Source organism: Nodosilinea sp. LEGE 06152 (assembly GCF_015207525.1).
Lineage (GTDB): Bacteria > Cyanobacteriota > Cyanobacteriia > Phormidesmidales > Phormidesmidaceae > Nodosilinea.
Genome location: NZ_JADEWR010000024.1, coordinates 43626 through 61601 on the forward strand (window position 1 = coordinate 43626; position 17976 = coordinate 61601).

At 59.7% G+C, this 17976-nt stretch carries 17 protein-coding genes and 1 pseudogene; 3 read left to right on the plus strand and 15 right to left on the minus strand.

Annotated elements, in window-relative coordinates; translation table 11 throughout:
* Positions 1 to 199: 199 nt before the first annotated feature.
* Positions 200 to 1429: a lycopene beta cyclase gene (gene crtL, locus IQ265_RS24575; protein WP_194058499.1), complete on the minus strand. Its 1230-nt coding sequence runs from the start codon at positions 1427 to 1429 to the stop codon at positions 200 to 202.
* 305 nt (positions 1430 to 1734) lie between these two features.
* Here crtL and IQ265_RS24580 point away from each other — a divergent pair, with 305 nt between their 5' ends.
* Entirely contained in the window at positions 1735 to 2490 is a 756-nt protein-coding gene (locus IQ265_RS24580; RefSeq protein WP_194058501.1) for a PrsW family glutamic-type intramembrane protease, read from the plus strand.
* A 37-nt stretch (positions 2491 to 2527) separates the two neighbouring features.
* Here IQ265_RS24580 and IQ265_RS24585 read toward each other — a convergent pair whose 3' ends face one another.
* The 5 genes and pseudogenes from IQ265_RS24585 to glgP all read right to left on the minus strand — a co-directional run bounded on the left by IQ265_RS24585 (position 2528) and on the right by glgP (position 9575).
* Positions 2528 to 3040, minus strand: a complete 513-nt coding sequence (locus IQ265_RS24585) for an adenine phosphoribosyltransferase (protein WP_194058503.1) — start codon at positions 3038 to 3040, stop codon at positions 2528 to 2530.
* Between the two features lie 33 nt (positions 3041 to 3073).
* Positions 3074 to 4324 carry a magnesium/cobalt transporter CorA gene (corA, locus tag IQ265_RS24590; protein WP_228038431.1) on the minus strand — a complete coding sequence of 417 codons (1251 nt, stop codon included), beginning with the start codon at positions 4322 to 4324 and terminating at the stop codon, positions 3074 to 3076.
* A gap of 104 nt (positions 4325 to 4428) precedes the next feature.
* Positions 4429 to 6111: a chaperonin GroEL gene (gene groL / locus IQ265_RS24595; RefSeq protein ID WP_194058505.1), complete on the minus strand. Its 1683-nt coding sequence runs from the start codon at positions 6109 to 6111 to the stop codon at positions 4429 to 4431.
* A gap of 375 nt (positions 6112 to 6486) precedes the next feature.
* The gene (locus IQ265_RS24600) at positions 6487 to 7329 is read right to left on the minus strand and encodes a Tab2/Atab2 family RNA-binding protein (RefSeq protein ID WP_194058507.1); all 843 of its coding nucleotides are present in this window, start codon (positions 7327 to 7329) and stop codon (positions 6487 to 6489) included.
* Positions 7330 to 7340: 11 nt separating this feature from the next.
* Positions 7341 to 9575, minus strand: a pseudogene (gene glgP, locus IQ265_RS24605) (alpha-glucan family phosphorylase).
* 291 nt (positions 9576 to 9866) lie between these two features.
* Between glgP and IQ265_RS24610 the strand changes: the two are divergent.
* Positions 9867 to 11162, plus strand: a complete 1296-nt coding sequence (locus IQ265_RS24610) for a D-Ala-D-Ala carboxypeptidase family metallohydrolase (RefSeq protein WP_347405016.1) — start codon at positions 9867 to 9869, stop codon at positions 11160 to 11162.
* Positions 11163 to 11170: 8 nt separating this feature from the next.
* Here IQ265_RS24610 and IQ265_RS24615 read toward each other — a convergent pair whose 3' ends face one another.
* Positions 11171 to 11575, minus strand: a complete 405-nt coding sequence (locus IQ265_RS24615) for a hypothetical protein (RefSeq protein ID WP_194058511.1) — start codon at positions 11573 to 11575, stop codon at positions 11171 to 11173.
* A gap of 18 nt (positions 11576 to 11593) precedes the next feature.
* Entirely contained in the window at positions 11594 to 12205 is a 612-nt protein-coding gene (locus IQ265_RS24620; RefSeq protein WP_194058513.1) for a DUF1176 domain-containing protein, read from the minus strand.
* Positions 12206 to 12353: 148 nt separating this feature from the next.
* On the opposite strand from IQ265_RS24620, the gene IQ265_RS24625 reads away from it, so the two are divergent.
* Complete coding sequence (locus IQ265_RS24625) at positions 12354 to 12605, plus strand: hypothetical protein (protein WP_106923204.1); 252 nt, start codon at positions 12354 to 12356, stop codon at positions 12603 to 12605.
* Between the two features lie 248 nt (positions 12606 to 12853).
* On the opposite strand, the gene IQ265_RS24630 is transcribed toward IQ265_RS24625, so the two are convergent.
* The 7 genes from IQ265_RS24630 to speE all read right to left on the minus strand — a co-directional run bounded on the left by IQ265_RS24630 (position 12854) and on the right by speE (position 17799).
* On the minus strand, positions 12854 to 14221 hold the full coding sequence (locus IQ265_RS24630) for a 16S rRNA (cytosine(967)-C(5))-methyltransferase (RefSeq protein ID WP_194058515.1): 1368 nt from the start codon (positions 14219 to 14221) through the stop codon (positions 12854 to 12856).
* Between the two features lie 13 nt (positions 14222 to 14234).
* Positions 14235 to 14405 (minus strand): hypothetical protein, encoded by a 171-nt coding sequence (locus IQ265_RS24635; protein WP_194058517.1) that lies wholly within the window; start codon positions 14403 to 14405, stop codon positions 14235 to 14237.
* 19 nt (positions 14406 to 14424) lie between these two features.
* Positions 14425 to 14514 carry a cytochrome b6-f complex subunit PetN gene (gene petN / locus IQ265_RS24640; RefSeq protein WP_106868429.1) on the minus strand — a complete coding sequence of 30 codons (90 nt, stop codon included), beginning with the start codon at positions 14512 to 14514 and terminating at the stop codon, positions 14425 to 14427.
* Between the two features lie 151 nt (positions 14515 to 14665).
* Positions 14666 to 15718, minus strand: a complete 1053-nt coding sequence (locus IQ265_RS24645) for an agmatinase family protein (RefSeq protein WP_194058519.1) — start codon at positions 15716 to 15718, stop codon at positions 14666 to 14668.
* 64 nt (positions 15719 to 15782) lie between these two features.
* Positions 15783 to 16121 (minus strand): DUF86 domain-containing protein, encoded by a 339-nt coding sequence (locus IQ265_RS24650; RefSeq protein ID WP_194058521.1) that lies wholly within the window; start codon positions 16119 to 16121, stop codon positions 15783 to 15785.
* A complete protein-coding gene (locus IQ265_RS24655; RefSeq protein WP_194058523.1) occupies positions 16093 to 16425 on the minus strand; it encodes a nucleotidyltransferase family protein in 333 nt (110 codons plus the stop codon). The genes IQ265_RS24650 and IQ265_RS24655 overlap by 29 nt, the downstream gene beginning before the upstream one ends.
* A 90-nt stretch (positions 16426 to 16515) precedes the next feature.
* Positions 16516 to 17799, minus strand: coding sequence for a polyamine aminopropyltransferase (gene speE / locus IQ265_RS24660; protein WP_194058525.1), 1284 nt, complete (start codon positions 17797 to 17799; stop codon positions 16516 to 16518).
* Between the last annotated feature and the right edge of the window lie 177 nt (positions 17800 to 17976).

Sequence of the window (17976 nt, forward strand, 5' to 3'; positions counted from 1 at the left end):
TCAGGTTGCCCACATTAGGTGCAGAAGTTAGCCGAGCTATGATCTCCGGCTATACCCTAGCAGCCCATCGACGTTAATGGTTTTGATCGGCCTGGCTGACACCAAGTCCAGCTCGGAATCTGTAGTTGTCCCACCGGCAGAACTTCGCTTTTGGACTTAGATGACGTGTATAACCCCTGAGTATACGTCATGTCTCGGGTTAGCTCATCAGGGTGCGCCCCAGCAGGTGGCCGTGGCTAAAGACCGATCGCATCAGGGCCAGGCGCACCGGGTTGGGGGCGCGGCCAAACAGCCCGATCATGGCCTGCACCACCTCGGGCAAGGTCATACTATCGGCCAAAAAGCCCGCCCAGTCGTCGGTGGGCAGGCTAAAGAAAGCGGCAAAAAACTGGTGCAGCTGGGGCGCATCAAAGGCCATCAGGTTTTCGAGGCCAAAGAGGTAGAGGTAGTGCTTGCGGACGCGTTCGGCGGGCCATAGCGCTTCCCAGGCCTGGCGGGCGGCCTGGGCCGAGGTGGTCTGGGGTGAGCTGAGCGCGGCGGCGATCGCATCGGCCAGCCCCGGACCGCGCCGCAGCAGTGCCCCCACCATATAGCCCGAGGCCGGATGCACCATACTCGCCGCCCCGCCAAAGCCCACCACCCGCTGGGTAAAATCGGGCAGCGGCTGATTCATCGGAAACAGGCATTGCTCAACGTGGTGAATGTCTGTAACCTCAATGCCCCGGTGGCGCAGGCGCTGATACAGTCGCTGTTTTAGGGTCTCCAGTGCGATCGCCGGGTGGTGAGCCAGGGAAGTCTCTTCGACAAAATACACGTCGTCGCCCAGATCCATAGCATAGAGAAAGGTGGGCGGCTCCTGGCGATCGCTTGGCGGCAGGTAGTCGTCACGAAAGTCCATGAATACCATCTGCTGAGGATCGGTGGGGGGCTTAGAAAATCGTCCTACGATGCCATAGGCCGCCTGAAAGGCTACCTCTGACGCCTCCGGACGCTGCACCAGAGCCGTCCGATGCCCACTGGCATCGACCACTAACCGGGCGGTAAGCCGGTCCCCCGTCTCGGTCGTGACCTGGGTGTAGTTGGGGAAATGCTCAACCTGGCAGGCTTTGCCCTGATGCCAACTCACCTGGTGCTGGTTACCCTGGGCGAGCCAGTGGGTTTGCAGGCGGTCTCGGTCTAGCAGGCCGTACTCGCGGTGCAGCGGCAGCTTGCCGCCGTTGACATGCACTACACAATCTTTCCAGCGATGCTCTAGAAACTGCACCAGACCCAAATCTTCGAGTTCATCGGCCCAAATGCCGTAGGTGTTGGGCCAGGGCTGCGCCGGATCGTTCAGGGCCAACCCCTGCACCGCTAGCCCTGCCTCTGCCAGAGCTGCCACCAGCGATAACCCCGCCGGCCCTGCGCCAATGACCAACACATCCTGCATGAACTGTTTGCCACCTCAATGGTTGCTGTGAACCCCTATCTTACAAAGATTGTGACCCTTGTTGGTAAGGAGATGGGGAAGGTGAGGAAATGAGGAAGGTGAGGAAATGAGGAAGGGAAATTCAAAGTTCAGAGTTCAAAATTTTGAATTCTCAATTTTGAATTTTGAATTTATCTATCCACCCACCTACCCATCTACTCACCTACCCATCCACCCACCTACCCATCCACCCATCTACCCACCCACTCACTGCCCCCCGTCAGCCGATGTATGATTCAGAGGCGATTTACCCAATAGTTTGGCCAATGGCAAATCTGGCGAGCGATCCGAACGTGCTGGCTACGGCAGTGGGCATTGTCGCCCTGGCCCTGGCTCCCCTAGCGTTTTTGCTCTGGTTTTTCTACACCCGCGACAAGCTCAACCCTGAGCCGCGCGGGCTGGTGCTCAAGATTTTTGGTCTGGGACTGCTGGCGTTTATTCCGGTATTTTTGGTGCGCCAGTTTGTGCCGTTGCCGACCTGGCTGATGGCGATCGCAGTCGTGCCGGTGCTGGCCGAACTAGCTAAGTTCTGGGTGGTCAAGCGGGGCGTATACAACCACCCCGAGTTCGACGAACCCGTAGACGGCATTATTTTTGCCGCCGCTGCGGGCCTGGGCTTTGCCACCCTAGAGGTAATTGGCTCTATGCTCTACGCCTACTTTGCCGTCGCTCGGCTGGGGGTGCCGGGTGCCGCCGTCAATGCCTCGGCCTGGACGGCGGTGCTGACGATGTTTGCCCTGCGGGGGCTGCTGTCGGCCCCAGGCCAGGCGTTGTGGTCATCGCTGTGGGGCTATAGCCTGGGGATAGCCAAGTTTTCGCCCCCTGGGCAGGGCAGCGGGCGAGTGCGCAACGGGCTGCTGGCCGCGATCCTCGCCCATGCGGCGTTTAACGCCCTGGCGCTGGAGTCGAGCTGGTGGGTGAACCGAGTGGGCCTGGTACTGGTGATTGCGGTGCTGTGGTTTGTGGTAATGCGCTGCCTGCGCTACGCCTTAGCCTTGACGCCCCAGGAAGATCAACGGTAGGAGCAAATGGCATTTGCCCTGCCAAATTGGGGACAACTCAATACTGCATCAGCACGGTGATGGGCACGTCGGGCAGTTTGGCACGTCCATCCAGCCCCACTAGCTCGATCACAAAGCCGAACCCGGCCACGGTGCAGCCGGTTTTCTCCACCAGCTCGGCAGTGGCGGCAGCGGTGCCCCCCGTGGCGATCAGGTCGTCGACAATTAGCACGCGGCTGCCCGCCGGAAAGGCGTCCTGGTGCAGTTCTAGGGTGTCATTGCCGTACTCCAGGGCGTAGCTGGCGCTATGAACGGCGGCAGGCAGTTTGCCGGGTTTACGCACTGGGGCAAACCCTACTCCCAACTTGTAGGCCAGCGGCATCCCAAATATAAAGCCCCGCGACTCGATGCCCACAATGTAGTCGGGGCGATGCTGGGCCACCTTTTCGGCAAACAGATCGAGGCTGTACTGCATGGCGGTGGGGTTACCCAACAGCGGCGTAATGTCGCGAAATAGGATGCCGGGCTTAGGAAAGTCGGGAATGTCGCGAATATGGGCTTTGAGATCCATCGGGGTGCAGGAGTTGTGGGCGTTGTTATGGTATCAGCGTTTTGTGGTTGAAAAATTGTCAAACCAGCCGCGTTTCCAGAAAAAGTAGATTTGCAGTATGGCGATCGCCCCCATCACCCCCAGGCAGATGACGTAGCCCCAGTACCATTCCAGCTCGGGCATGTTGAAGGGTGAGTCTTCGGTGTCAAAGTTCATGCCGTAGACCCCGGCGATGAAGGTGAGAGGAATGAAGATGGAGGAGATCACCGTCAGCAGCTTCATCACCTCGTTCATACGGTTGTTGATCGATGATAGGTAGACATCCATCAGGCTGGAGGCGATTTCGCGGTAGTTTTCGATGATGTCGACCACCTGCACGATGTGGTCATACACGTCTTGCAGGTAGACGCGCACCTCCTGGCTAATTAGCTCGTCGCTGTCGCGGATGAGGCTGTTGATCACGCTGCGCTGGGGCCAGATGTAGCGGCGCAGCTTCATTAGCCCCCGGCGCATGCGGTGAATTTTTTTGATAGTGGCACTGGTCGGATTGGCGACCACTTCTTCTTCCAGTTCTTCAAGGGTTTCGCCAATCACCTCTAGCACCGGGAAAAAGCTGTCAACGATGGTGTCGAGAAGGGCGTAGGCGAGGTAGGCGGCGTTTTGGCGGCGAATGGTGCCGGTCCCCCGCCGAATGCGATCGCGCACCGGGCCAAAGGAATCCCACTCGGGTTCTTCCTGAAAGGTGATCAAAAACCCCTGGCCCAGCACAAAGCTGACCTGCTCGCTGCCCACCCCGGTTCCCGAAGGCTTGGGGCGCACCATCTGCATGATGATCAAAATCTTGTCATCGTAAAAGTCGATTTTGGGCCGGTGGGGCACGTTGACAATGTCTTCGAGCAGCAGCGGATGCAGGCCAAAGGTCTGGCCCATGTCGATCAGCGTTTTCTCGGTGCCTAGCCCCCGCGCGTCAAGCCAGGTCACGCTATCGCTTACCCCCAGCGCAGAGCACTCCTCGGGATGGTCGATAGTGGCGGTGCGCACGGCATCGGGGCCGTAGTCGATTAAAAACAGCTCCGTAGGCAGGGCATCGGGAGGAATCCGCAGCGTACCGGGCAGCGCACCAGGGGGCGAATATCGGTATTCAAACAGGCCATCGCCATCGCCATCGACAACAGGGGCGAGGTCACAGTGAGGGCCACTGGGGTTGAACGACGCTGGGTCAGGGATGTCTGCCGTCAATGGCGTTAGCGGTGAATCGATGGGCGATGTCGACTCAGAGTCTGAATTGGGTCTTCGCTGCGACATCGCTTAACTCCTTTAATATTTGGCCACTTAAAAAGCATAGGGGCACAGCGATCGCTGCACCCCTAGAGATTAAGCATTTATTCAAGGATGGTCGAGATAGCGGGCTACATCATGCCCATGCCGCCCATGCCGCCCATGCCGCCCATGCCGCCCATGCCACCCATGCCGCCCATGCCACCCATACCGGGGTCACCAGCGGGTGCAGGAGGCTCAGGAATTTCGGCTACCAGGGCTTCGGTCGTCAGCACCATGCCTGCGATCGAGGCAGCGTCTTGGAGGCCAGAGCGCACGACCTTGGCCGGGTCGATGATACCGGCCTGAATCAGGTCTTCGTAGCTGCCGGTAAGGGCGTTGTAGCCCATGGGGAAGTCCATCGCCTTCACCTTTTCGACGATGACCGAGCCCTGCTGGCCAGCGTTGTCGGCAATCTGCCGCAGGGGTGCTTCCACCGCCCGCATGACAATGTCAACCCCGATTGCCTCTTCAGCGCTGAGAGAGGCTTTGAGCGACTCTAGCTTGGGAGCCAGGTGCAGCAGGGTGGCCCCACCGCCAGGGACGATCCCTTCTTCCACAGCCGCCTTGGTGGCGCTGAGGGCATCGTCAATGCGCAGCTTGCGATCTTTGAGTTCGGTTTCGGTGGCGGCCCCAACTTTGATCACGGCAACACCGCCCGCCAGCTTGGCCAGCCGTTCAGAGAGCTTTTCTTTGTCGTACTCAGAGTCGGTACGCTCTAGCTCTTGGCGAATTTGAGCGATGCGCTTGTCGATATCGCCCTTGTTGCCCGCATCTGAGACCAGAGTGGTGGTGTCTTTGGTGATGGTGGCCTTGGTGGCGGTACCCAGCATTGACAGGTCGGCAGTATCGAGGCTGAGGCCCACTTCTTCGGAGATTACCTGACCGCCCGTGAGCACGGCGATATCCTGCAGCATGGCCTTGCGGCGGTCGCCAAAGCTAGGCGCTTTGATGGCGGCTACATTCAGCACACCCCGTGCCTTGTTAACCACCAGGGTAGCCAGGGCCTCACCCTCAATGTCTTCGGCGATAATCAGCAGGGGGGCACCCTCGCGGGCGACGCGCTCCAGCACCGACACCAGATCCTGAATAGAGCCGATTTTTTTGTCAGTGATTAGCACGCGGGCGTTGTCGAGTTCGGTCACCATCCGCTCTTGGTCGGTGACAAAGTAGGGGGAAATGTAGCCGCGATCGAACTGCATCCCTTCTACAACGTCCAGTTCGGTGTAGAGCGACTTAGACTCTTCTACGGTAATCACGCCATCCTTGGTGACTTTGTCCATGGCTTCGGCAATCATTTTGCCGATTTCCTCGTCGCTGCCAGCGGACACCGTAGCCACCTGGGCAATGGTGGCGTTGCCTTCGACGGGTTTGGCCACGGCGGCAATTTCACGCACCAGGGTGGTCACGGCCTTTTCGATGCCGCGGCGTAGGCTGACGGGGTTAGTGCCAGCGGCCACGTTCTTCAGCCCCTCTTTAACCATGGCCTGGGCCAGGACGGTGGCGGTGGTGGTACCGTCACCCGCCAGGTCTTTGGTCTTAGAAGCCACCTCTTGCATGAGGCGCGCGCCCAGGTTTTCAAAGGGGTCTTCTAGATCGATTTCTTTAGCAATGGTGATGCCGTCGTTGACGATCTGGGGTGCCCCGTACTTTTTCTCGAGAACGACGTTGCGCCCCCTGGGACCGAGGGTAATTTTAACGGCGTCCGCTAGGGCGTTGACGCCTTTTTCGAGGGCCTGCCGCGACGCCTCATCAAAGGAAACTCTTTTTGCCATGTCCTGTCTTTCAGCTCTCCAGAGACAAACTTAGCACTCGCTGTGTCAGAGTGCTAACCCAGCTAGATTACCGTTGTCAGCGACGGTCGGTAAGTCGCAATAACCGATCCTCGACAAATCCTCAACTGACTGGGTTGGGGCAACAAAAGAGCAGGATTAGGGAAATGCCTGTTTGAAGGCGATCGCTTCCTTCGACTCGGCTTGCGTGCGCTTCGACTCCGCTCAGCGAACGTTCGACTCCGCTTGTGTGCGCTTCGACTCTGCTCAGCGAACGCCCGCTCGGTGAGCGCCCGCTCGGTGAACGGTTCCTGAGCGGATCGGTGAACGGTTCCTGAGCGGAGTCGAAGGAGCCGTTTAGGGTGAGCCTAACAGTGATCAGGGCAGCTGTTGCAGAAGCCACAGGCCAGTGGTCGTCATGCCCGAGTCATCGGGGCGCACCAGCAAAAAGTGTAGCCCCTGGCCATCCCGCTTGCGCTGCTCGAACCGCTGACCGGCGCTGGCAACGTCGGGGTCGTCGAAGGTGGTGAAGACCCAGCGATCGCACAGTCCGGCCTCCAAAATCAGCCCGTCGGGTTCTCCCCGCACGTAGCTCACCCAGGCGGGATGCTGGGCCTGAATCCATTGGGCCAGGGCCATCGCCTGTCGTCCGGCATCCACCACCACACCTGGAATAGGGGCCGTGCTGGCCAGCCCCAGGCGAGAGGGCATCAGGCTGGCGGGCAGGTGGCGCAGGGGAATGGGTTCGTAGGGCAGAGTTTGCTCAAAGTCGTAGGCGGCCAGGGCGGTAAACCCCCAGCGATCTCCCCACAGGCGCTCGGGCAGGGGCACCGGGGGCGGCGACTCGATGTGCAGCGGGTTGTAAGGAATCGGGATGGCGTTGGGCTGGCTGGGGTACCACTTGGCTCGCTGCTGTAGCCACTGGTGTAGGGCGAGGGGATGGCGGGTGGGTTCAACGGCAATGCCCAGCGGTTCGCAGGCAGTGGTCAACAGCGACAGGGCCTGGGGACGAAACACCTGAATTTGGCTAGGCGTCGCGCCCGCTTTTTGAATCGCGGTGGTGAGCTGATCCGTTACCCAAGCTTTGTTGATCGCAGCCTGGGGCGCTGTGGCCCCGTAGCTAAAGCCAAAATCGTCGCTGCACAGCAGGAGTTCCCAGAGGGGTGCGCCGCTGTCGCTGGCCAGAGGTGGACGGTGCAGGTCGGCCTGCCAGAGGGGCATAGACACAGTGCTCACGACGACACAGAGCTAACTACTACCGGGCTAGGGCTAGGCACATACATTTGGGTGAAGTACTCGGCTACCATGCGATCGCTATTGTAGTGGGGCGCGCAGGAGCGAATCGACGCTTTCATCATCGCAATCCACTGGCGGGGTAGCCCGGCGCGATGGCCCTCCGAGGCCGAGCCTTGCCCATCGCGCTGGTAGTACAGGGGCGCAATGTGGTGCTCCAACAGGTCGTAGAGGGAGTCAGCATCCTGCTGGTTTTGGCTGTCGGGGTCGGTGTCCGGATTAGCTTTGCCAATCACCCAGCCGTTGGCCGCCTGGTCAGCGCCTCCGGCATGGTAGGCCTCGGCCCACCAGCCATCGAGGGTGGCGCAGTTGAGGCCGCCGTTGAGGGCCACTTTTTGACCGCTGGTGCCCGAGGCCTCGGGGCGACGGGGATGGTTGAGCCACACATCGACACCGGGCAGCAGCAGCTTGGCCACCGCCATGTCGTAGTCTTCGATAAAGGCAACGCGATCGCGCAGGGCCGGGTGGCGGCACCACTCCATCAGCCGCTGGATAATGCGCTTGCCCTCGTCATCGGCGGGGTTGGCTTTGCCCGCAAACACAATTTGAATTGGGCGGCGGGGGTGGGCCAAAATGCGAATCGCCCGGTGCAGATCGCTGAACAGCAGCTCGCCGCGCTTGTAGGGGCTAAACCGGCGGCCAAAGCCCAGGGTTAGCACCTGGGGGTCGAGCAGGCGATCGACGGCGGCAATTTCATCGGCGGCCTCGCCCCGGCTGTGGCGGGCGGTACGCACGCGATCGCGGGTGTAGGCAATTAGCCGTTCTTTTAGTAAAGTGTGCCGCTGCCACAGCTGGTCGTCAGGAATTTCGTCGATCCGGCTCCAGCGGCTGGGGTCGGTCGTGGGGGTGGGGTCGTCGTAGCCCAGGTACTGGCGGTAGAGGTCGCTCATCAGCGGGGCCGTCCAGGTGGCGGCATGGACACCGTTGGTAATCGCCCCAATCGGCACCTGGTGCATCTCGCAGTCGGGGTAGAGAGCCTGCCACATTTCCCGACAGAGTTCGCCGTGGCGGGGGCTGACGCCATTGGCCTTGCCGCTTAGACGCAGAGCCAGCACCGTCATCGAGAACAGCTCCCAGGGGTCGTCGGGGCGGCGGTTGCCCAGGGCCAAAAAGTCTTCCCGCGACAGGCCTAGGTGGGGCCAGTAGCCGCCCAAAAACGACTCGATCAAGTCGGCGGCAAACACATTGCCAGCCGCCGACACGGGGGAATGGGTGGTAAACACGCTGCGCTGGCGCACCTGAGCCGCGATCGCCCCAAAGTCGGCCTCGCTGTGGCGCAGGTCGCGCAGGGCCACCTCCAGCAGCCCAAAGGCCCCGTGGCTGCCGTTGAGGTGGTACACCATCGGCTCGATGTCGAGGGCGTAGAGCATGCGCACGCCGCCAATGCCCAGCACCAGGGCCTGGGCCAGCCGGGTTTCGGGGTTGCCKCSGTMRRRYYRAMKGRTRRKKSRKMGWWSSMGGKGKWSKKYKYMKCKSCRAWSGSWKYSGMGSMGGKRSRSKKSYSAKSKMYCYRMMTSMACYCRMYRCRMCYSCMCMSSCMCKSSMCGCTGGCGAATGTCAAGCTTGATCGTCACCGGCTGGCCAAACTCGTCGCGCACCAGCTCCATTGGCAGATGGTTGACCTCGCAGTGGGCGTAGTGTTCTTCCTGCCAGCCGCTGCGGTTAAGGCGCTGGTGACAGTAGCCCTGGCGGTAGAGCAGCCCCACTCCCACCATTGGCACCCCCAAGTCAGAGGCCGATTTGAGGCTGTCGCCCGCCAGCACCCCCAGCCCACCCGCGTAGAAGGGCAGCGACTCGTGCAGACCAAACTCAGTGCAGAAGTAGGCCACCGGGCGATCGGAGCTGAGCTGGGGGATAACCTGGTTGGCCCAGGGAGTTCGTCCCCCCGAAGACAAGGGTTGCCCCTCACGGCGGTAGGTCTCAAACTGGCTCACCAGATGCCGCAGTCGGTTGAGGTAGTAAGGGTCTTCAGCCACCTGCCAGAGCCGTTCTAGGGGTACCGCTTCTAGCAGCGCTACGGGGTTGTGGCCGCAGGCCTGCCACCGGGATGGATCGATGGTGCTAAATAGCGAAACCCGCTCCTCAGTCCAGCTCCACCAGTAGTCGTAGGCCAGGTCAGCCAGGGCAGCTAGGGGGGTGGGGAGTTTGGCCTTGAGGCGTAAAACAGAAGTCATGGGCAAGGAGAAGAACGGCCAGCGGAAACGAGCAAAGGCTTTTCCCAAGCATAGGGGAGAAGGCTGTTTATGAACTACCTAAGTTGAGCCGGTAGTTGGTTGGTTGGTTCTTAAACGACGGTGTAAGGCCCTAAGGTTGCAGACAGCTCCCCAAGCCCGGAACTAACGGCAATATGGCCCAGTCTGTGGAGTTCAGCTGCAAAGATTGGCGATGCACCCACCCCTGGGAGGATGTCTCAGGCTCAAAAAATGGTGGTATATGATAGGCCGTGGTGCAAGTGGGGATGGCAGGTGAATCAAGTCTTACGGGTAAATCGACCCACGGTTTTTGTGCTCAGACCCGAGCCACCGTCGCAGCTAGCCGCCAATGAACAGGCGGCGATCGCAGCGGGCAGCCTCTACCCGCTGCAGTCCTACGCCTACGCCGACATCAACGGCGGCTTTGAAGGACACGTTAAAGTGGCGCTGCGCGATCGCACCATCGGCGGCTTTAACACCTGGTTTGTACCCACCCAAGCTATTCAGGTCGAGGCTGACGGTGTCATCGTCTACCCCCACGAAGACCAGGCCACAAGCCCTGTACTGTGGATCAACACTGGCACTCTGCTCAAACGCCGCCCCCTCGACTCCAGTTTGCTTCCCCCCGAAGAGACTGTGGCCGTGCCGCGGGGCCAGACCTATAATCTGCATTCCTACGCGTTTGCCGATAGCCAGGGCAACTTCAACAACCACATCAAGTTTGCCATTCGCAACACCGAAGACTTTGTCAACGGCCTCAGCACTTGGTTTGTGTATACCCCCCACGCCTTTGTCGCCCTCGACAACGACGTGGTATTTCCGCGCCAGGACCCCAACGCCTTTGTGCTGCGGGTAACCGCCAACACCCTGTTTAAACGTCGCCCGGTTGACAGCGGTCAACTGGCTGCCAACGAGCAGGTGGCGGCCTCACCAGGAACCACCATCGTGCTCAGCTCCTACGCCTTTGCCAACGCCCAGGGGTCATTTAACGGGCACATTCGCTTCACCATCAAATACGTCAAAGACGACATCAACGGGCTCAACACCTGGTACGTATTCCAGGGCCACGCCCGCGTCGAGCGGGCCGGGGTTGTGGTCTATCCGCCGCCGGCCCCACCGGCCCCGCCGCCGCCGCCCCAGTACGTCGGTCGCCCCTTCCGGCTGCCGGGCAACACGTCCACGTTCTACACCGACCAGCCAATTATTCCCGGCGGCAGCTTTACCTGGGGCGAGGCCACCCGCGAGGCCACCCGCATTCCTGAAACCCAGGCGATTGTCGACAACATTATTGGTCTGGCGCGAGCGCTACAGCCCGTGCGCGATCGCCTCAATCGGCCCTTTCAAATCACCTCCTGGTATCGCCCGCCGGCGGTCAATGCGGCGGTGGGTGGTGCGTCCCAAAGCCAGCACCTGTACGGCAAGGCGGTCGATGTTCAGGTCCAGGGGCTCAGCGGTCGACAGGTGGCCAACGCAGTCATGCTCTCCTGGCCGGGGGGCGTCGGCATCTACAGCAACATTCCCAACATCATTCACCTCGACACCGGTCCCAAGCGCACCTGGGGATTTTAGCGCTAGGGTCAACGTCTTTGGGTGCCGCGCGCTGCCGCAGGTGCCTGCCGGGGCAGGTGCCGCTCCAGGCTCCAGTAGCTAACTAGCCGCGCCACCAGCAGCCACCCGTTAATTGCCAACAGCAGCGGCCATAGCCCCAGCCATTCAGCCCCAGCCATGGGCCTGACCAGCAGATGCAGCAGGAGCACGCCAGCGAGCAAAAGCGCGTTGAAGGCCAGCAGCGATCGCCAGCGGTTGACGGGCCAGCCAGGCTTGCGGTACCAGGGTTGCCGGGCGGCATAGGCGGCGTAGCAGCCCCTATGGATGGAATGCAGACCGCGCCCGACAACCGCCAGCGTCTGGCGAGAGAGAATTGGCCTGCCACAGTGCTGACACATGATGTCGTGCTTCATCCCCTCCGCTCCTGTGGCCATACTTGTGGATCGATGCCGCTAGGGGTAAACCCGAGGATAGTCGACCGGGTCGACCTGTTCCCCTGGCGAGTCGCTACATTCTTGGTAGCGGAAGGTGGTCAACTCCAGTTCGGCCCCTGTCCACCGATACTCGGCCAGCGAGCCGCAGTCGCCCAGCCCCCGCGCTTTGCTAAACACCGTCAAGAGACTGGTCTCTGGGTCAAAGCTGGTCAAACCGCCCACGGTAGCCTCGCTGGTGCGCTCAAACTGCCCTGACTCGTTGGGGTAAAACAGGTCTAGGGTCAGCGGTTGCAGCGTGCCATCGGGCTGCACGCCCACAAAGGCATAGACCGACTGGTAGGCCGCCGTAGCGCACTGTAGCTCCACTAGAGCGCGATCGCCCGTGCGGTACACCCGCGATTCAGCGGCAGCCACCTCCGGCTGATAAAACCCATCGCAGCTGTCCTGGCTTTCCGCCTGCTCCAGCACAGTTTGTAGAATCACCTCGTCGGCGGGCAAATCGCTCTCGCTGGCGGGGTCGGCGGTAGCCTCGGGTTCTGCCGAGCCGGAGGGCGGCGGCGCATTGCAGGCTGCGATCGCCGTGAGCAGCAGCGCCGCAAGCGTGGTCTGGCCAAGGGCAATTTGTCTCACCATAGTCTCCCTGGGGCGATCGCCTGTCGTGGGGTTATTATTCCCGAAGTTTCGTGATTTCTCTAGCTATAGAATCTGCAGCGGGTTCCGTTCCCTAGTTATCATAGAAAGCGATTTAACCAATTTTTGCTGATTTCGCTGAATAATCATGGCCCAGCCTAAACATACCCAGGCCCACCTCTCCCGCACGGTGCCCAAGGATCAGTCTGAGTTTTTCAAAAAGCGCACCCGCGACTCGATGGAGTACTACATGGGGGCCAAGCTGCTGGAAGTGGGGGTAAACCCTAAAAATACCGTCTATCGCTGGACCTCAGAGATCAAAGGCAGCCAGGAAGTAATTACTGTCAGCGCCTACTGGGGCGAGTCGCGCGAAAAGCTAGAGGCCGAAGAAAAAGCCTAAGGCCCTGGTTAAGCGCCTATTTGGAAACCGCAAGCTAGTGATCTGCCGGATCGCTAAAAGGCTTGGCCTACCGTAGGGTGGGCACTGCCCACCAGCCTGGAATCAAAGGACTTAGCTAAACTCTAGGGGCTGTCATCAATTAGCTGCTAAACGCCCAAAATCAAGGTTTACAGCCCCTAGCCTGTTCTTGGGGTCGGGCGTGGCAAGGCTTGATACGCCAAACTTTTGGCCACAATTGACGACACGCCCTAAGTCTCCTGTAGCTTCACCATAAAGAAGCCGTCCATGTTGTGGCGGTGGGGCCAAACTCGTATCCAGCCTTGGGGAGAGACCTCTAGCCCGCCACCAAACCCTGGCTCAGGAGGTTGAATACGCCAGTTGGAATGAGCTTGGCAAAAAGCGCCGATCACCGCCTCGTTTTCGGCGGGGTGCAGGGTGCAGGTGGCGTAGACCAACGTGCCGCCGGATTTAACGCAGCGAGCGGCTTCGGCCAGCAGGACGCTTTGCAACTCCGCTAGGGAGGCAATGTTGGCGGGGGTCTGTCGCCAGCGGGCGTCGGCGTGGCGGTGTAGGGTGCCCAGGCCCGAGCAGGGCGCATCAACCAGCACCCGGTCGAACCGCTGGTGAAACTGGGTTAGCTCGGTGCTGTCGCCCGCATGAATGTGCAGGTTCGTGAGGCCCAGACGGGCGGCATTGGCGGTAATTTTTTTCAGCCGGGAGGGGGCGCGATCGCAGGCCCACACCGTCCCGGCCTGCCCGACAATCTCAGCCATCTGCGTAGCTTTGCCCCCCGGTGCCGCGCAAACATCCAGTACGGTGTCGCCCGGTTGGGGGTCAAGCAGCAGCCCCACTAGCTGAGCACTGGTATCCTGCACGCTCCACCAGCCTTCGCCGTAGCCCGGCAGGTCGGCGAGTGCCCCCTGGTGGTTGACCAACCGCAGCCCAAAGGGAACGCCGGGGATTGGTTCCACAGCAATGTCAGCGGCATCAAAGGCCGTTTTTACGTCAGCAACCGTGGCCTGCTGACGGTTCACCCGCAGGTCAATGGTGGGCACCTGGTTAAACCACTGGCAAAGCTGGTCAGCCTCCTCAACCCCAAGCTGGTCGAGCCACAGGGCCATCAGCCAGTCAGGGTAGCTATGGCGTAGGCCCAGAGCAGCTACAGGCTGATCGGGCAGAACTAACGGATCTGCACCCTGCTCGGCCTGACGGCTGTACTGTCGCAACAGCCCGTTCACCACGCCAGACAGGCGACCCAGCCCGTTGGCTTTGGCCAGATCTACGCTGGTATTCACCGCTGCCGAAGCAGGTACGGCTGTTAAGTAGCGCAATTGGTAAAGCCCCAGGTGCAGCACCAGCCGCAGCACCGGGGGCTGTTTGTCAGCGGGGCGGGTGCCCAACTGGTCGATTAGAGCATCTAGCGTGCGCTGGCGACGAACGGTGCCATAGACCATCTCGGTGGCAAAGGCGCAATCGCTCACGCTGAGATTTCCCTGGGATAGGGTGCGGTGCAAAGCGACATCGGCATAGGCTCCCGCCTGTACCTGAAGCAGCACATTCAGCGCCAGCTGCCTTGCCCCAGCAGCCTTTGAGGGGGCGGCAGACGGAGTGGTCATGGTGTTGGCCAAGCTATGACTTAGCGCGGCGTTTGGGAGTCGCCTGCTGGTCGTTTTTACGACGACGGCGATCGCGCCAGTCGGCAGCAGTTAAGTACACCACGCCGCCTGTTACAACGACCATTAGCACCAGGGCAACGGTCGCGAGCACGCTAAAGACTTGAGCTTGTAGAGTTGCTTCCATAGCTATACAGGCATTGGGTTTAGAACCCGTTGCGACCCCAGATCACCATCGACAGAGAGAACGTAAACGTAACCAGCAGCGCCACCCAGCCAAACGACAAAATATCCATAGGTGCTTTCTAAAGCTCAAAACATCACAGCTATTTTTATCATAATGCCACGGCGTTTCCTCGGTTCAATATCTCTACTTGAGGTCTATTTTTTCCAAGGCAAAGAGCGTCTAGGGGAGGGGTGGATCCCAAAGCTTTTCGAATAATTCCGTCAAACGGTCCCATTAGACAAGCCCATCAGGCAGCAGAGCTTATATACAGCTCTAGCCCCTACATTGCCGTCCCACTCGCCGTCGCCCACCTCACAGAGGTCAAAGCCGATAATCTGCCGCCCACTGCGCACCACCTGGCGAAGCAGGCAAAACACCTCTTCTAGCTCTAGCCCACCGGGAACGGGAGTGCCGGTGCTGGGGCAGAGCTTGGGGTCAAGGCCATCGGCATCAAAGCTGACGTAGACCTTTTCGGGCAGATCCGCCACGATCGCCTCACACTGCTGCATCCAGGGCACGCCCCGGTAGGTGTTTTCTTTCACCACCGTGTCGTAGTGAGTGACGATGCGCCCCTCCGACCCTTTGATCAACGCCACCTCGTCGTGGCACAGGTCGCGAATGCCCACCTGTACCAGCCGACTCACCTGGGGTAGCCCCAGCAGGTTGTACATAATCGACGCGTGGGAGTAGCGAAAGCCCTGGTAGGCCTGCCGCAGGTCGGCATGGGCGTCGATGTGCAGCACGCCAAAATTGGAATGGCGCTCAACCAGGGCTTGCAGGTAGCCCAACGGCACGCTGTGGTCGCCGCCGATTACCCCCACTCGCTTGCCCGCGTCGAGGGTGGCAGCAGTCTGGGCGTAGAGCCAGCCGGTCATTTGTTCGCAGGCGTGGTTGACGTTGTCGAGGTCGGTTTGGAGTAGGGGCTGGGATGCGATCGCAATCCCCTCCTCCGTTGCCTGAATGACGCGATTTGCCGCCTCGCGCACCTGCTGGTTGAGATCGTACAGATGTTGCGGAATGGGCGGCATAAAAATTCCCTGCCGCCAGCCCTCGGGGTTGTCGCGATCGTACAGGTCGAGCTGGGGGGAGGCCTCTAGCACTCGCCGTGGTCCCTGGGCCGCACCCTGGTGGTACGACACCGTCACCTCCCAGGGCACGCCGAAGACAATAATGCCGGCGCTGTCGTAGTCACAGGGCAGGCCGTAGAGGTTGCCGTTGTCGAGGCCCACGCCGCTGGGGTCAAAGGTCTGTAAGTTGGCAGTTGAGATAGTCATGGCGAGTTAATGCTTAAGTTTTTAGGCCTGCCTAATTTCTGAGCCTGCCTAATGTTTAGGTGGCTCAAGTTTCTGGAGGAATGTGTAACACCAGCTCTGCAATCAAAGGAGGAATTTCAGCCTTAACCACATTCCAAACAACAGTGAGATCGATGTCGTCGTAGCCGTGGACCAGGCGATTTCGCATGCCGTTGATTTCTGGCCAGGCAATGTTGGGTAAGGCCTGTCGAGTAGGTTCTGAAACCCGCCTGGCGGCTTCGGCAATCACCAGTATGCGACGGATAACAGCATCCTGAAGCTGAATATCTTCAGCAAACTCGGCTTCAGAACAGTGCTTTGTGTAGGAAACAATTAGCTCTGCCGATTGCAGCATATCAAGCAGAAACTGAAGATCCCGTTGCATAGACCACCTGGGCAGAGGAAAGAATTTCGCGGCGGCGCAGGTAGTTAAGGCTGGTTTCAATACCCTGACGGGTGATCAGATCGACCTCTCGGCCAAACAAAGCCTTCAGCTCTGCTTCCATGCGATCGAGGGTGCGAAAGGTGGGGTGGGCTTTAGGGTGAAATTGCACCATCACATCCACATCGCTATCGGCGTGAAAGTCGTCGCGCAGAGCAGATCCAAACAGAGAAAATTCTGTGACTTGCCAGCGATCGCAGAACTCAGCAATTTGCTCCATGGGTAGTTCAATCTGCGCGATCGCCATACCAGCCCGACCTGAGAACGACAATATTCCTCTGTTGAGTAGAACCGGAGATAGGAGAAGCGTGGCCTCCCCTATCTTCAGCAATTTCCTCTATCCCTTCAGCATAGTCTGTACAAAGGTGGGTAGGGCAAAAGCCGCTTGGTGCATGCCCACGTTGTAGTACTGCAAACCGTGCTCAGCGGCAAAGGCCTCAGACTTCGCCGCGTCCATGCCCTGAATCGGGTGGGCTGCGCCCTTGGTGGCGTAGTTAAAGCTCCACATGCCCGTCGGGTAGGTGGGAATAAACGCCAGGTAGCAGAACACATTCTCGTCGCCAAAAATGCCTTTGAGGCAGTGGTGAATATCCACAAAGGCGTGCTGGTTGAACCGGGGCGACTCGCTTTGGGCGGCGATCGCACCACCCGGCTTAAGGGTGCGATACACCTGCTCGTAAAAGGCCGTGCTAAACAGCCCCTCCGATGGCCCCACTGGGTCAGAGGAGTCGATCACAATCAGGTCATAGCTAGCGTCGGGGGCGTTGGCCACAAAGGCAATGCCGTCTTCGATCCGCAGGTCGAGTTTGGGGTCTTCGAGGGCACCGGATAGCGAGGGCAAAAATTTCTTTGAGGCCCGTACCACCGCCTCGTCAATTTCGACCATGGTGACATGTTCGACCTGGGGGTGGCGCAAAATTTCGCGCACGCTGCCGCCATCGCCGCCGCCAATCACCAGCACGTCCTTGAACGTCGGGTTCAGCAGCATGGGCACGTGGATGATCATCTCGTGGTAGGCATTTTCATCCTTCTCGCTGCACATCACCATGTTGTCGATGGTGAGCATTTTGCCATAGGCGAAGGTGTCGAAAATCTCCACGGTTTGGTAGGGCGACTTTTCGCGGAACACGCGATCGCCCTTGTGGCGAATCGATAGGGCAATGTCGTCGTTTTTGTCGGTAAACCAGACGCTGCGGCTCTGTTTGGGGGTAATCAGCTTATTGGTTACCTCATCGCGCAGTTCCCCCAGGTCAACGTCGATGCGCTCCAGCAGTTCGAGCTGGCCTCGGTTCATCTCTAGGGCCGAGCCGTAGTCGGCCTTAAAAGCCAGCTTGAGTTTGTCAAAGGAAATCCAGGGGTTGACGGTGTCGCCGCAGGTAAATAGGTCTACCGCTGCGTAGCGGTACTCGGGCCAGGTGTGAATGGCCAAGTGACTCTCTTGAATCACCACCACCCCAGACACACCAAAGGGCGAAAAGTGGTGAAATACCGAGCTGATCACCGTAGCTCCGGCATCGGCAGCGGCCCCTACCATGCTGCTCTCAATCAGCGGCACGTCGTTGAGAATGTCTGACGAGCAGCCAAAGAACTCAACCAAAATATGTCGTCCGAGCGAATTCATGCGCCCTTTCTCTCCTACAAGTTGGCCCAAATCAAAGATCGATCACTGTATCACTGTTTTAGAGTCTATTGGCCCAGACCGTTTCGACCAGTGACCTTAGGTATCTTGTAATGGTTTAGACGCTCAGTGTCCGGTTTGGATGTAGGGCAGATCACACTTGCGATGGCCAAAGGGGTG

Bases quoted from the DNA above. Each gene is read 5' to 3' on its own strand.
- petN (WP_106868429.1), bottom strand. From the start codon at position 14,514: ATGGATATTTTGTCGTTTGGCTGGGTGGCGCTGCTGGTTACGTTTACG.
- IQ265_RS24645 (WP_194058519.1), bottom strand. From the start codon at position 15,718: ATGACTATCTCAACTGCCAACTTACAGACCTTTGACCCCAGCGGCGTG.
- IQ265_RS24600 (WP_194058507.1), bottom strand. From the start codon at position 7,329: ATGCCCCTCTGGCAGGCCGACCTGCACCGTCCACCTCTGGCCAGCGAC.
- IQ265_RS24635 (WP_194058517.1), bottom strand. From the start codon at position 14,405: ATGGAAGCAACTCTACAAGCTCAAGTCTTTAGCGTGCTCGCGACCGTT.
- IQ265_RS24585 (WP_194058503.1), bottom strand. From the start codon at position 3,040: ATGGATCTCAAAGCCCATATTCGCGACATTCCCGACTTTCCTAAGCCC.
- IQ265_RS24615 (WP_194058511.1), bottom strand. From the start codon at position 11,575: ATGGCCACAGGAGCGGAGGGGATGAAGCACGACATCATGTGTCAGCAC.
- IQ265_RS24625 (WP_106923204.1), top strand. From the start codon at position 12,354: ATGGCCCAGCCTAAACATACCCAGGCCCACCTCTCCCGCACGGTGCCC.
- corA (WP_228038431.1), bottom strand. From the start codon at position 4,324: ATGTCGCAGCGAAGACCCAATTCAGACTCTGAGTCGACATCGCCCATC.
- IQ265_RS24655 (WP_194058523.1), bottom strand. From the start codon at position 16,425: ATGGCGATCGCGCAGATTGAACTACCCATGGAGCAAATTGCTGAGTTC.
- IQ265_RS24650 (WP_194058521.1), bottom strand. From the start codon at position 16,121: ATGCAACGGGATCTTCAGTTTCTGCTTGATATGCTGCAATCGGCAGAG.
- speE (WP_194058525.1), bottom strand. From the start codon at position 17,799: ATGAATTCGCTCGGACGACATATTTTGGTTGAGTTCTTTGGCTGCTCG.
- crtL (WP_194058499.1), bottom strand. From the start codon at position 1,429: ATGCAGGATGTGTTGGTCATTGGCGCAGGGCCGGCGGGGTTATCGCTG.
- IQ265_RS24630 (WP_194058515.1), bottom strand. From the start codon at position 14,221: ATGACCACTCCGTCTGCCGCCCCCTCAAAGGCTGCTGGGGCAAGGCAG.
- groL (WP_194058505.1), bottom strand. From the start codon at position 6,111: ATGGCAAAAAGAGTTTCCTTTGATGAGGCGTCGCGGCAGGCCCTCGAA.
- IQ265_RS24580 (WP_194058501.1), top strand. From the start codon at position 1,735: ATGGCAAATCTGGCGAGCGATCCGAACGTGCTGGCTACGGCAGTGGGC.